At 41.2% G+C, this 12,773-nt stretch carries 11 protein-coding genes; 4 read left to right on the top strand and 7 right to left on the bottom strand.

Annotated elements, in window-relative coordinates; genetic code table 11:
* Positions 1-162 precede the first annotated feature (162 nt).
* Both adhE and pflA read right to left on the bottom strand, forming a co-directional pair.
* Positions 163-2,880, bottom strand: coding sequence for a bifunctional acetaldehyde-CoA/alcohol dehydrogenase (gene adhE / locus IJ00_RS03910; protein WP_035158374.1), 2,718 nt, complete (start codon positions 2,878-2,880; stop codon positions 163-165).
* 114 nt (positions 2,881-2,994) lie between these two features.
* Positions 2,995-3,801 carry a pyruvate formate-lyase-activating protein gene (gene pflA, locus IJ00_RS03915; RefSeq protein WP_046814713.1) on the bottom strand — a complete coding sequence of 269 codons (807 nt, stop codon included), beginning with the start codon at positions 3,799-3,801 and terminating at the stop codon, positions 2,995-2,997.
* 306 nt (positions 3,802-4,107) lie between these two features.
* On the opposite strand from pflA, the gene IJ00_RS03920 reads away from it, so the two are divergent.
* Positions 4,108-5,856 carry a cation:proton antiporter gene (locus IJ00_RS03920; RefSeq protein ID WP_035150295.1) on the top strand — a complete coding sequence of 583 codons (1,749 nt, stop codon included), beginning with the start codon at positions 4,108-4,110 and terminating at the stop codon, positions 5,854-5,856.
* Positions 5,857-5,994: 138 nt separating this feature from the next.
* On the opposite strand, the gene IJ00_RS03925 is transcribed toward IJ00_RS03920, so the two are convergent.
* Both IJ00_RS03925 and IJ00_RS03930 read right to left on the bottom strand, forming a co-directional pair.
* Positions 5,995-6,423 carry a type II toxin-antitoxin system VapC family toxin gene (locus IJ00_RS03925; RefSeq protein ID WP_035150298.1) on the bottom strand — a complete coding sequence of 143 codons (429 nt, stop codon included), beginning with the start codon at positions 6,421-6,423 and terminating at the stop codon, positions 5,995-5,997.
* Positions 6,420-6,647, bottom strand: coding sequence for a hypothetical protein (locus IJ00_RS03930; RefSeq protein WP_035150300.1), 228 nt, complete (start codon positions 6,645-6,647; stop codon positions 6,420-6,422). Before IJ00_RS03930 ends, IJ00_RS03925 begins: the two co-directional genes overlap by 4 nt.
* Positions 6,648-6,815: 168 nt before the next feature.
* Between IJ00_RS03930 and IJ00_RS03935 the strand changes: the two genes are divergently transcribed.
* Positions 6,816-7,904 (top strand): ATP-dependent 6-phosphofructokinase, encoded by a 1,089-nt coding sequence (locus IJ00_RS03935; RefSeq protein ID WP_035150303.1) that lies wholly within the window; start codon positions 6,816-6,818, stop codon positions 7,902-7,904.
* A 459-nt stretch (positions 7,905-8,363) separates the two neighbouring features.
* On the opposite strand, the gene IJ00_RS03940 is transcribed toward IJ00_RS03935, so the two are convergent.
* From IJ00_RS03940 to IJ00_RS03945, 3 genes are read right to left on the bottom strand one after another with little or no spacing between them, the layout of a single operon-like run.
* Positions 8,364-9,074, bottom strand: a complete 711-nt coding sequence (locus IJ00_RS03940; RefSeq protein WP_339366868.1) for a DUF6544 family protein — start codon at positions 9,072-9,074, stop codon at positions 8,364-8,366.
* A 16-nt stretch (positions 9,075-9,090) separates the two neighbouring features.
* Positions 9,091-9,411 (bottom strand): hypothetical protein, encoded by a 321-nt coding sequence (locus IJ00_RS29545; protein ID WP_238178426.1) that lies wholly within the window; start codon positions 9,409-9,411, stop codon positions 9,091-9,093.
* Positions 9,408-9,683, bottom strand: coding sequence for a hypothetical protein (locus tag IJ00_RS03945; protein WP_035150307.1), 276 nt, complete (start codon positions 9,681-9,683; stop codon positions 9,408-9,410). The genes IJ00_RS29545 and IJ00_RS03945 overlap by 4 nt, the downstream gene beginning before the upstream one ends.
* A gap of 281 nt (positions 9,684-9,964) precedes the next feature.
* On the opposite strand from IJ00_RS03945, the gene IJ00_RS03950 reads away from it, so the two are divergent.
* Together IJ00_RS03950 and hypB are read left to right on the top strand one after the other, a co-directional pair.
* The gene (locus tag IJ00_RS03950; protein ID WP_035150309.1) at positions 9,965-11,515 is read left to right on the top strand and encodes an ATP-binding protein; all 1,551 of its coding nucleotides are present in this window, start codon (positions 9,965-9,967) and stop codon (positions 11,513-11,515) included.
* Positions 11,516-11,808: 293 nt separating this feature from the next.
* A complete protein-coding gene (hypB, locus tag IJ00_RS03955) occupies positions 11,809-12,663 on the top strand; it encodes a hydrogenase nickel incorporation protein HypB (protein ID WP_035150311.1) in 855 nt (284 codons plus the stop codon).
* The last annotated feature ends 110 nt before the right edge of the window (positions 12,664-12,773 follow it).

Genomic DNA, 12,773 nt, shown 5'->3' on the forward strand with positions numbered 1-12,773 from the left:
GGAGTTTGGAGTAAGGAGTAAGAAGTAAGGAGTAAGAAGTAAGGAGTAAGAAGTAAGGAGTTTGGAGTTTGGTATTACCTGTGTCGTAAAATCAGGGAGCAAGATGCTCCCACTACACATTTTCCCCCCATCAGAATTAATGACATAGACTACTAGTCTTGCCTACACCAAATTATTCAGAGTCGCTAACGCGTCCTCATTTAAAAACGTGGGTTCGCTGTGATAAAGTGCGGCATCAATGCGACAACCCTGATAGGCAAGGATATATAATTCCTTCAAATCCTTCATCAATGGGTACCGGGGATTGGCTCCCGTGCATTGGTCGTCAAATGCTTGTTCTGCCATCTCTTCCAGCTTTCCATCAAATTCCCCTGCTTCCTCACCTAGTGCTTCCTTGATGGTTAAGGGAATATCAACTTGCTGTTTGAGATGCTCGATCGCAGATACTAACAATTCAACTTTTTCGTCGGGTGTATTGCCTCCCAAATGTAGGTAATCGGCGATTTCACCATACCTTTCCTTCGCATGGGGATATTTGTATTGGGGGAAAATTGCCTGTTTGAAGGGAATATCGGTGGCGTTGTAGCGAATCACATGGGATATCATCAAGGCATTCGCCAGTCCGTGGGGGACGTGGAAGGTAGCACCGAGTTTGTGTGCCATAGAGTGACAAATACCCAGGAATGCGTTGGCAAATGCCATCCCGGCGATTGTAGCTGCGTAATGTACCTTTTCCCGTGCTTCGGTATCCTTAGCACCTAGTTGGTAGGCTCGCGGTAAATATTTGAACAGTAAATCTATGGCTTTGAGAGCTAAACCATCGGTAAAATCGCTTGCCATTACTGACACGTAGGATTCTACAGCATGGGTTAATGCATCTATACCTCCGTAGGCAGTCAGCTTTTTGGGCATATTCATCACCAAATCCGGATCGGCGATCGCCATATTCGGAGTTAAGGCATAATCAGCCAAAGGATATTTGATTCCCACGCGATCGTCGGTAACAACGGCAAAGGGGGTGACTTCCGAACCCGTTCCCGAAGTTGTGGGAATTGCCACCAATATGGCTTTTTGTCCCAGGGGTGGTAGTTCGTATACCCGTTTGCGGATATCCATAAACCGCATTGCCAACCCGGCAAATTCAACCTCTGGATGTTCGTACATCAACCACATCACCTTAGCTGCATCCATTGGTGAACCTCCCCCGATCGCGATGATGACATCGGGTTGATAGCTTCGTAGTAGCGCCAATCCTCTGTTAACGTTGCTGAGGGTGGGATCAGGTTCGACATCGTGGAATATATCGTATTTAACCCCAATTTCTTCGAGTACTGCTGTCACTCTGTCTACGGTTCCCAAATCGAATAAGGGTTTGTCGGTGACAATAAAAGCGCGTTTTTTCCCTGCGAGTTCCCGCAATGCAACTGGTAAGGAACCAGGTTTGAAATAGATTTTGGGTGGAATGCGGAACCACAGCATATTTTCTCGCCGTTCCGACACCGTTTTAATATTTAAAAGGTGATGGGGAGTAACGTTATCAGAAATAGTATTGCCACCCCAAGTTCCACAACCTAATGTGAGAGAAGGGTCGAGTTTGAAGTTATATAAATCCCCAATCGCACCTTGGGAAGATGGAGTATTGATGAGAACCCGTCCGGTTTTCACGGTACTTTGGAAATAGGCAATATCATGGAGATTGGCTGGGTTAATATATAATACCGACGTATGTCCCATACCACCAAATTCGATGAGTTTTTCGGCTTTATTAACTGCATCATGGAAGTTACTGGCGCGATACATTGCCAAAATCGGTGATAATTTTTCGTAGGCAAAGGGTTCGCTAGCGTCAATCTTTTCGACTTCTGCAATTAATACTTTGTAGCTGCTGGGTAAAGGACAATAGTTATCGCTACCGCATCCATGCAATTCCCGTTTTAATTCGATATTTGCTAGTTGGGCAAGCTTTGCTACCGACTGTCCCACGATTGCCGGATTCAATCTACCTTCTTTTAAAATTAAACTACCCAGTTGACTTTTTTCTTGTTCGTTAACAATATAGGCACCCCGACAGAGAAATTCCTGTTTGACGCGATCGTAAATTTCATCGACAACCACCACCGATTGTTCCGATGCACAAATCATCCCATTATCAAAGGTTTTGCTCAACAAAATCGAACTGACAGCAGTTTGAATATCCGCAGATGCATCGATAATTGCCGGAGTATTACCCGCACCCACACCCAAAGATGGATGTCCCGAAGAATAGGCAGCATGAACCATTCCCGGACCACCAGTTGCTAAAATTAATTTCACTTCGGGATGTTGCATTAATGCTTGGGACAATTCCACCGTCGGTTCATCAATCCAACCAATAATATCTTCGGGAACTCCCGCAGCGATCGCCGCTTCTAAGATGATTTTTGCTGCCGCGATCGTGCATTTTTTCGCTTTGGGATGGGGTGACAAAATTATGGCATTGCGGGTTTTCAGAGCAATCAAAGTTTTAAAAATCGTCGTAGAAGTCGGATTAGTCACTGGGACAATTCCGGCAATAATTCCCACGGGTTCGGCAATTTTTTGAATACCGAAGGAGTTATCAACTTCAATGACACCGCAGGTTTTTTCGTGCTTGTACTTGTTGTAAATCAATTCCGAAGCAAAGTGATTTTTAATTACCTTGTCTTCCACAATCCCCATTCCCGTTTCTTCTACCGCCAGTTTTGCTAACGGGATACGTGCGGTATTTGCTGCTAGTGCTGCTTTTTGGAAGATAAAATCAACTTTTTCTTGAGAGAATGTAGAGTATTTTTCCTGGGCTATTTTGACTCGTTCTAGGAGAGCTTCTAACTCTTGAAGATTCGTTACCCGATAGTTGGGCATTTGGGTGTTAATTGCAGGATTAATGGAATTATTAATTTCTCGTTCGCTGACTTGCATATCTTTCATCCTTGGTAGAATTTATTGCACAGAAGAGCGATATATCGTGTATCTACATCAAATTGCCGCAATTCCTCGACTCTTAAAAATATCGATTGCATCTTGGATTTGTTGCACAGAAGGAACGGGAGTATCTTGGAGCAAATATTCAAAACCTAATTGCTGCCATTTGTATTCCCCCATTTTATGGAATGGCAAAACTTCAACTCTTTCCACATTCTTGAGAGTCGCCACAAAATCAGCCAAACCCGCAATATTTTCGGGATTATCAGTTAAACCAGGAACCAATACAAAGCGAATCCAAGTTGGTTTATGAATTGTATCCAAATATTTCGCTAAATCCAACGTAGGTGCGATCGCCACACTCGTAACTTTTGTATAAGTATCCGGGTCAAAGGATTTGATATCAAGCAAAACTAAATCTACAAATTCAAGTACGGATTTTGCAGCTTCTAAATTACAAAAACCTGACGTATCCAAAGCCGTGTGAATACCTAATTCATGACAGCGTTGGAATATTGCACGCACAAAACTAGGTTGAAATAACGGTTCTCCACCGCTAATTGTCACACCACCACCGGAAGCTTGCATATAAGATTTATACTTCTGAATCTCCGTGACAAGCTCATCAACCTTAACTTTTTTCCCATTTTCCAAATTCCGACAATCGGGGTTGCTGCAATACAAACAGCGCAACGGACAACCCGATGTAAAAATTACAAACCGAATACCGGGACCATCAACCGTTCCACAGCTTTCTGTAGAGTGTATGTAACCTTCATCTTCAGCGCGATCGCCTATGGAGGATGCTACTGTTTCATCGAACCTAACATTAGGAAATTGCAGAGATTCCAGATTTGCCATAGCCCTTGCCTACCTTGCTACCAGCCGATTACCTGCTGCCTCTACGATATATAAGCCAAAAATGTGAGGAACTCGTGAGGGATTATAGTTACTGATATATTAAGATTGGGAAAAAGATTACATAGTTTTTTTTCGGTATATTAAGATTGAGAAAAATATCACATAGATTTTTCCGTATAAGAAATAGTTTCATAAACATAAATCTATTGTGAGCAAACTAGCAGAAAATCAAAATTGATTCCGTTGGTTAAAAATAAAATTTCCAACGAACTTTCTATGAATATTTACAAAGATTGCAAATAAATTATGGCAAGTACTGAACATAGTTTAATGTTGGATTTTACAACCGTTCTAGGGACTTCGGCGTTGGGCGGTTATATTGCAAATCGAATTAAGCAACCTGTTTTATTGGGTTATTTGGTTAGTGGTGTTTTGGTTGGTCCATTTGGGTGGCAATTGTTGAATGATGTACCCCGAATTAAGGCTTTAGCTTCCATGGGGGTTGCATTTTTATTATTTGCATTGGGAGTAGAGTTTTCGATTGCAGAATTAAAAAGGGTCAAGGATATTGCCATTAAAGGTAGTTTGTTACAAATTGGGTTGACGACAATTATTGTTGCGGCTCTGACTATTTTGTTAGGGTGGGTGGAAGGATTAGCCCAGGGTATATTTTTAGGGGCAGTGCTATCTCTGTCTTCGACTGCTGTGGTTTTAAAAACTTTAGCTGAACGGGGAGAAATTAACACTCTTCACGGTCAATTAATGTTAGCAATCTTAATTGCTCAAGATTTAGCCTTGGGGGTGATGCTGGCACTTTTACCCGCACTCACACAGCCAGAAAATTTTGCTGCGGCTTTATTTTCAGCCCTAGTCAAAGTGTTAGTTTTTGTGGCGGCTGCAATTATTTTTGGCAAGTGGGTAGTTCCAGTATTAATTCAACGGGTAGTAGCAACGGGAAGCACAGAATTATTCATTTTAAGTGTGATTGCTCTGTGTTTGGGGGTAGCTCTAGTAACTGCGGGTTTGGGACTATCGGTAGAAATGGGTGCATTTGTGGCGGGATTGATGGTTTCGGAAATTGAGCATTCTGACCATGCCCTTTCCAAAATTTTACCCTTACGGGATACATTTGCCTGTTTATTTTTTGCGTCGATTGGGATGTTGATTAATCCCCAAATTCTCATAGCAAATTTTGCCCTAATTCTGGGACTGGTAATGCTAGTGATGATAGGCAAAGCTTTAATTGTCTTCGGAATTATTTTAGTATTTGGCTATTCTCCCAAAACAGCAATTATCACGAGTTTAGGTATTAATCAAATTGGGGAATTTTCCTTTGTCTTGGCTTTAGCAGGGTTACAACAAAACCTCATTTCCCAACAAACCTATTTATTGTTACTGGGAACTACGGCAATTACCCTGGTACTAACACCAATTTGGATGAATATTTCACCCCGCTTAGTTGAATATCTAGCCAAAATTCCCTTCTTTGCAGACAAAATCAAAAAGTATTCCGAACCTAAATTACTATCAATTCCCGAACACATTAGCAATCATGTTGTTGTTGCTGGTTATGGGAGAGTGGGACAAGTCTTGGTAAATATCCTACAAAATCAAGGCTATCCAGTCATCGTCATCGAAAACAGTGAAGCGTCAATCCAAAGGTTGCGACACCAACATATCCCCTATATTTTCGGAGATGCAGATTCGGAATTAGTTTTAGAAAAAAGCCACTTGGAAATAGCCAAAGCACTGGCGATCGCTCTTCCCGATCCAGCTAGTACACGTATTCTACTTTCCCATGCTCTGGCGATCGCACCCAATATAGATATTATCGTACGCTCACATTTCGACCGGGAAATCGATTTACTGACACAAATGGGAGCTAAAGAAGTTGTACAACCAGAATTTGAAGCAGCTTTGGAATTAGGTTCCCATTTACTAACAACTTTAGGAGAACCAGAAGCAAATATTCGGCAAATTCTCTCCACAATTCGCGCTGGGAAATATCAGAGTCTTCGTTCTGGTTTTAGGCTAAACTTACCCCCAGACAATTGAAACTTGTTTACATAACTTTGAATATGAAAAAATTTGCATCTGCTTGGTAACATTCAAACATGATAAGTAGACCTCAAAATAGAAGACGACCGAAAAGAAGAAAATCAAGGTAAATATACTTAGGAGAAATTACACATACTAAACTGTCCAATTTTCCGTCACTAAACCTGGTACTTTGCCAAAATCTCGTTCATTCCGGGTTAATAAGATTAAATTCCGAGATAAAGCAATTGTCGCAATTCTTAAATCCATCGTAGAAACCTTGATTTTTTGCTTTTTCAAATCCTCAAAAATTGCGCTCGCCTTAGCATCAAACGGTAAAACAGGAGCCGAACTGAAACTTTGGAGAATCTCTACTAACAGAGTGTATCCCCGAACTACATCATTATTTGTTTGACCGCGATTAATAAAATCGTGAGCGCCAAGAACTTGCTCGTGTAAACTAACAATAGATAAAGCAAAGTCATCTGGGGAATATTGACCCATCCGCAAGGTTAAACGGCTAAATTCTACACTCGAACGTCGCTGTAAAAAACTAATATGGTCAGTATCAAGCAAATACCTCACGTTTCTTCGCTTTCCTCGTCATGGGGTTTATCCGATTGACGAAAAGCACGTCCGTATTCTAAAGCTTCCAAAAAAGCTTCTTCATCAGAAATCGAGCCAATTAATTTGTCTAACCAGTTTTCCGAATTTTTCTCTGAATATTTCTCTTTAGCCTGACTTTGAAGAGCAAAAACTGCTTTTTCCAGGCTTAATAAACGATTTTCTAAAGCTGTTTCATCTAACATCTTCTCCCCTTTTGCCCATTCGAGCGGCTGTAAGCTCAATTGTCGCCTTTCATGTATCTTAGCGTAAGTTTGATTTCCATATCCTCAAGAAATCTCACAAGTTCCTCATATTTTCCATCTAGATTGAAAGTAGCAAGCTAAACATTCGTGGACAATTAGGTTTATGAGATGGATATAATCAAAAAACGAAAAAGACTGGGCATTCTGACAAGTGGTGGAGATTGTCCGGGCTTAAATGCAGTAATTCGAGCGGTTGTTAACCATGGGATTTCGACCTATGATTGGGAAGTTTTAGGTATTCCCTATGCCACCAGAGGTTTATTAGAAAGAAAAGCCATTCCCCTATCACGACATGGTTTAGATTTACGGGGAATTGACCCATTATTAAATATGGGAGGAACAATTCTTGGGAGTATTAATAAAGGAAATACCCTCGATCGCATTGATGAGATTGTTGCCAGTTATCAAGATTTGCAGTTAGATGCTTTAATTGGTATCGGTGGAGATGGCAGTTTGGCGATATTAAATAAATTACGAACTGCTGGAAATTGGCAATTTATTGCGATTCCGAAAACCATCGATAACGATGTGGCATTAACAGATAGGGTTGTCGGATTTGATACTGCTGTGAATACAATTGTGGATGCATTGTACCGTCTGACATTTACCGCAGCCAGTCACGATCGCATCATGATTGTAGAAGTAATGGGGCGCAGTGCGGGACATTTGGCACTACATTCGGGAATCGCTGGTGGTGCAGATGTGATTTTAATTCCTGAAATTCCCTATACGATCGCGGGAGTATGCGAGCATTTAGCAGAATTACGCGACAAGTGGGGAAGAAGATTTGCGATCGCTGTGGTTGCGGAAGGGGTAAAAGTTGCTGAGGATTCATCTTTGTATCCATCATGTCAAACTCCTAGTTGTGGAATCGGACAATACATCGCCGAGGAAATCCGTAATTGTAGCCACAACGAACTCGATATTCGCGTTTCCGTGTTGGGACATATTCAACGTGGGGGGATACCTACAGCTTTAGATCGCTTGGTGGCAACAGCTTTTGGCAAAACTGCCGTGGATTTGATTGCTGCTGGGGAAACAGGGAAAATGGTTGCCTGGAAAAATGGGCAAGTTGAGGCTGTTTCTTTAGATGCTGTTTTACTTGAAAGTCCGTTACATGTGGCTGCAAATTCTTCCTTGGTAGAAACTGCTCGTGCTTTGGGTATTTATATTGGCAATGGAGCAATCACATCGTAATCCCTCTTTTGTTACTACGAGGAGAGAAAAAGATAGTCCCTACTCTGAAAGCTAAACAAAATAATGGATTGTGTGATCGCATCCTAATTTTGTCATCTAAATCGACTTGTTGAAAATAGACGTAAAAATAGGGGTTTAAGATTATTATCTTCCTAAAGTAACAAAAGAGGGGTAATACCATTTCACGAAAATCCCGAAACATATCCAAGCTCTAAAACCCTTGTCAAACCAGGATTTATTAATTACGAATTGCGAATTGCGAATTGTGAATTGGTATAAACCCTCTTTTGTTACCTTGGGGAAAGAATAATCCGAAATTATTATATTTACGTCTTTTTTCAATAAAGGAATTTAAATGACAAAATTAAGACGCGACCGCACAATTCATTATTTTGTTTAGTTTTCAGAGTAGAGATAGTATTTTTCTCTCCTCGTAGTAACAAAAGAGGGATAAATCCTTTAAGAAAATTTTGCACCTGCGATCGCGCATCGGAAAAATTCACCATAGCGTTCGCTACCAAACCACCAACCCATGTGTAACTGCGATGGAATTCTCAACCCATTAAATTCTCTTTCTGCCAAAATTTCCCCACCAAAGGGAATATAGGTATAGTGTCCGTCTTCTGTTTGGTTTCCCCATCGCGGAAATGATATTTTGAGGGGTTTCCCGCTAGAGTCAATAACTAAAGTTAGGGTTATGGGTTCGTGATTGATGTGGAAATTTGCCTCGATAGTATTGTCATCAATTGCTTTCCAAGTAATATCCGGCAAAGTTAACAAAACAGAAGGCAACCAAATTAATTCTCCAGCCAATCTACCAGTTGCCGATCGCATTGCATCGGGGCTAGAATCCCTGGCGATCGGTAACATACCCCAAAGCGCGAACTCAACTCCACCCTCCCCATTTTTGTAGTAATCCGCACCACTAAATTTAAGTAATCCCTCGCCAATATGAGCTTTCCAAACAAAACCATCTTTGGCAAGTATTTCCGACGCAACCATAGGAACCCATTTTTCTCCTAACTTAAAACTCCCTGCCATGTCTAGTTTTACAGAATTTGCCAGAGGTGTTCCCGGTGTAATAGCGTGTAAAAAGTAGCGCTGTACGGGAGATGGTAGTTGGGAAATCACATCTGGGGAAAAGACAATACCTGTGGGTTGAGTTGCCAATGAGTTCCAAATATTGTTAACTTCCCTGTTCCTTTTTGATTGTCGAAGAAGTAATATTACGTAGGCGATCGCAATTAAGCTGCTGATTCCCAAGAGTATTTTTACCAGCATAATCATCTATCCAGGTTTGAGATGAATATTTACCTGCAATTTGGATGATAGAGGAATAATTTGAGGATATTGTGAGAGATGGATAGGGAGGTGCGATAGGTAGAACAACTACAGGCAGCACTAGTGGCTCATTCACACTTTGAGCAACAGCCAGCACCCGTTGATGATTGCGATCGCCCTGATCACTTAGCGCAAACAAAAAACTGGTGTCGAGGATCGCTGTCATACCGAGTTGCTTGGTTTGGAACTCCAGCCATACACAGGATCAATTTCATTACGGAGGATTTCTTCATCCCGCTCTGAAACATCCTGCTGACCAGAGTTACCTAAGCCTGCAACAGCTAGTAAAAAACTAGCAGATTGATTTTTGGAACCTCTATGTTGCGCCGATTTATAACGAAGATAGTCGAGAAAGCTATCAAGTTCCACCAATGCCTGTTCAGGCAGAGCGCTGATTTTTTCGAGTAGCTGTTGTCGTTCTATCGTGGCTCTGTTCATCGCTAATTCCCGACACTAGATTTCCCCTATTCTATCCTGCATCTCAACTTAGGGCTAATAACAAAAAAAATGATGGGACAGGTTTATTCTGAACCGTGGTGGCAAGGCTATCTGTACATAATAATTAACAAATAAATAAGCCTTCAAATAGGAAATATCACATCTGTAATAGTTGATTTCCACAAAGCTTAAACAAAAATATTCAATTAGCCCTTTAATCCTTCCCAATCCCCAACCCAAAATCGTCTAAACTCAAACTATCCGCTAACTGCAAACATTCCATGTCTCGCTGGTTCAATATTGCTGGTCCCTGCCAAGATGATATCCACTATATGCTACCTCCAACAACACGATTACCCGATTTAGAGGAGCTAATCAAACAGCGTAGCTATTTTGTCGTTCACGCACCGCGACAAACAGGGAAAACAACGGCAATGCTAGCGTTAGCCAAACAGTTAACGGAAACTGGGCGCTACACAGCAGTCATGGTATCAGCAGAAGTGGGAAGTGCCTTTAATCATGACCCCAGTGCGGCAGAATTAGCAATTTTGGGAACTTGGCGCGATACAACTACTATCCGCTTACCGAGCAATTTACAACCAACTGCTTGGGTTTATGAAGAACCAGGACAAAGAATTAGAGCTAGCTTACAGGCTTGGGCACAGGCTTCACCCCGTCCATTGGTAATATTTATCGATGAAATCGACTCGTTACAAGACGAAACCTTAATTTCAGTTTTACGCCAGTTACGAGATGGTTATCCCAATCGTCCAGAAAATTTTCCCTTGTCTGTGGGGTTAATTGGTTTACGAGATGTGCGCGATTATAAGGTGGCATCTGGTGGAAGCGAAAGGTTAAATACAGCCAGTCCTTTTAATATTAAAGTCAGTTCCATTACCCTGAGAAATTTTAATGCTGAGGAAGTCGAAGAATTATACCAGCAACATACTCAGGAAACGGGACAATTTTTCACTCCCGAAGCAACTGAAACAGCCTTTGATTTAACCCAAGGACAACCTTGGTTAGTGAATGCTTTGGCTAAGGAAGTTGTGGAAAAACTTGTTAAAGATAGAAGTATTCCAATTACAAAAGAGCATATTTTACAAGCCAAGGAAATCTTAATTGCCCGTCAAGATACCCATCTCGACTCCCTTGCAGAAAAACTCAGAGAAAAACGAGTTAAAGATATTATCGAACCCATATTATCTGGACAAACATTAGGTGATACTCCTGCTGACGATCGCCAATATTTAATCGATTTGGGATTATTGCGACGTGATCCTGCTGGTGGACTGGTGATTTCTAACCCGATTTACCGCGAAGTCATTCCCCGTGTTTTAGTTCAAGGAACCCAAGACAGCTTACCCCACATTAGTCCCAGTTGGTTAACCCCATCGGGAGAGTTAAATAAAGAGGCTTTGCTGGAAGCTTTTATTCGATTTTGGCGACAGCATGGGGAACCATTGTTAGGTAGTGCTGTTTATCATGAAATCGCACCCCACATAGTATTAATGGCTTTTTTACATCGTGTAGTTAACGGTGGTGGCACCTTGGAAAGGGAATATGCAATTGGTAGCGACAGAATGGATTTATGTTTGCGCTACAAAAGCGTGACATTGGGAATCGAGTTAAAAGTGTGGCGTGAGAAAAAACGCGATCCCCAAACCGAAGGAATTGAGCAGTTAGAGTCCTATTTAGCACGTTTGGGTTTGAATGAAGGTTGGTTATTGATATTTGACAGACGTAAAAATGCCTTACCAATTGAAGAACGTTTGTCAACGGAAATTGTGAATACGGAAAATCAACGCGCTATTACCGTTATTCGTGCGTGAGTATAAGTAAGTTGGTGAGAATAAACCTAACCCATATTTCTCACAAAACGGTAGGGGTGGGTTCACGAGTATCTTGTGAATAATTGAAGCATATTTATAAATCCACCCTTACAGTCTCTAGACTTAGGTTTCATAAAGAGGCGTGAGAAATCGGGGGGGGTGGGGTATTTCTGTAGCTCACGAAGTTAAAATCTGCTGTAACTGTTACGGCTCAACAAAAATCACCAATAACTTTGTGTTTAATTGTATTCATAAATTTACTTTCAACCTCAATTTTATCGGAGATTTTTACTATGTGTGTCACCTGTGGATGCTCAGATGATGGTGAAGTTACTGTAACAAATATAGATAATCATCATCACCACTCAATACATAACCATGACCATGAAAATTCCCACTCTCACACCCATGTATTAGAAGATGGTACGGTAATTACTCATCATCACCACTCTCACATCCCAGAAACTGCCCAAATACACGCTCAAGTACACAGTACAACCCTATCCTTAGAACAAGATATTCTCGCCAAAAATAACTTAATCGCAGCTGAAAATCGCGGCTGGTTTAAGGGAAGAAATATCCTTGCACTCAATTTGATGAGTTCTCCTGGTGCGGGCAAAACAACTTTATTAACTCATACGATTCAGGATTTGCAAAGTCATATTCCTATCAATGTAATTGAAGGCGACCAAGAAACCTTAAATGATGCAGAAAAAATCAAAGCCACCGGTTGTAAAGTTGTCCAAATTAATACAGGTACAGGCTGTCATTTAGATGCATCAATGATAGAGAGAGGTCTAAAAGAATTACATCCTCCCCTAGATTCCGTAGTCATGATTGAAAATGTAGGTAATCTCGTTTGCCCAGCCCTCTTTGACTTAGGAGAAAATGCCAAAGTAGTGATTCTTTCTGTCACCGAAGGAGAAGATAAACCAATTAAGTATCCTCATATGTTTCGTGCTAGTCAGGTAATGGTATTGACGAAAATTGATTTGCTTCCCTACGTACAATTTGATGTAGAAAAATGTATTGCCTATGCAAAACAAGTCAATCCCCAAATCCTAATTTTTCAGGTTTCTGCTGTCACAGGTGCAGGATTACAAAATTGGTATGACTGGATAGGAAATCAGGTTGCCAGGGGACAATAAAAAATATTCCCAAATTGTGGCGACAGCATCCTTAACCCTCTAGGGATGTCTATCCCATCAGATAGTGGGCAAAAATAGTGATTCAGCTATAATTTTATACCAGGACATGG

It is taken from the genome of Calothrix sp. 336/3, from assembly GCF_000734895.2.
In the GTDB taxonomy this organism is placed as follows: domain Bacteria; phylum Cyanobacteriota; class Cyanobacteriia; order Cyanobacteriales; family Nostocaceae; genus 336-3.

Bases quoted from the DNA above. Each gene is read 5' to 3' on its own strand.
- IJ00_RS03935 (WP_035150303.1), top strand. From the start codon at position 6,816: ATGGATATAATCAAAAAACGAAAAAGACTGGGCATTCTGACAAGTGGT.
- IJ00_RS03920 (WP_035150295.1), top strand. From the start codon at position 4,108: ATGGCAAGTACTGAACATAGTTTAATGTTGGATTTTACAACCGTTCTA.
- IJ00_RS03950 (WP_035150309.1), top strand. From the start codon at position 9,965: ATGTCTCGCTGGTTCAATATTGCTGGTCCCTGCCAAGATGATATCCAC.
- IJ00_RS03930 (WP_035150300.1), bottom strand. From the start codon at position 6,647: ATGTTAGATGAAACAGCTTTAGAAAATCGTTTATTAAGCCTGGAAAAA.
- hypB (WP_035150311.1), top strand. From the start codon at position 11,809: ATGTGTGTCACCTGTGGATGCTCAGATGATGGTGAAGTTACTGTAACA.
- pflA (WP_046814713.1), bottom strand. From the start codon at position 3,801: ATGGCAAATCTGGAATCTCTGCAATTTCCTAATGTTAGGTTCGATGAA.
- IJ00_RS29545 (WP_238178426.1), bottom strand. From the start codon at position 9,411: ATGACAGCGATCCTCGACACCAGTTTTTTGTTTGCGCTAAGTGATCAG.
- IJ00_RS03945 (WP_035150307.1), bottom strand. From the start codon at position 9,683: ATGAACAGAGCCACGATAGAACGACAACAGCTACTCGAAAAAATCAGC.
- adhE (WP_035158374.1), bottom strand. From the start codon at position 2,880: ATGCCCAACTATCGGGTAACGAATCTTCAAGAGTTAGAAGCTCTCCTA.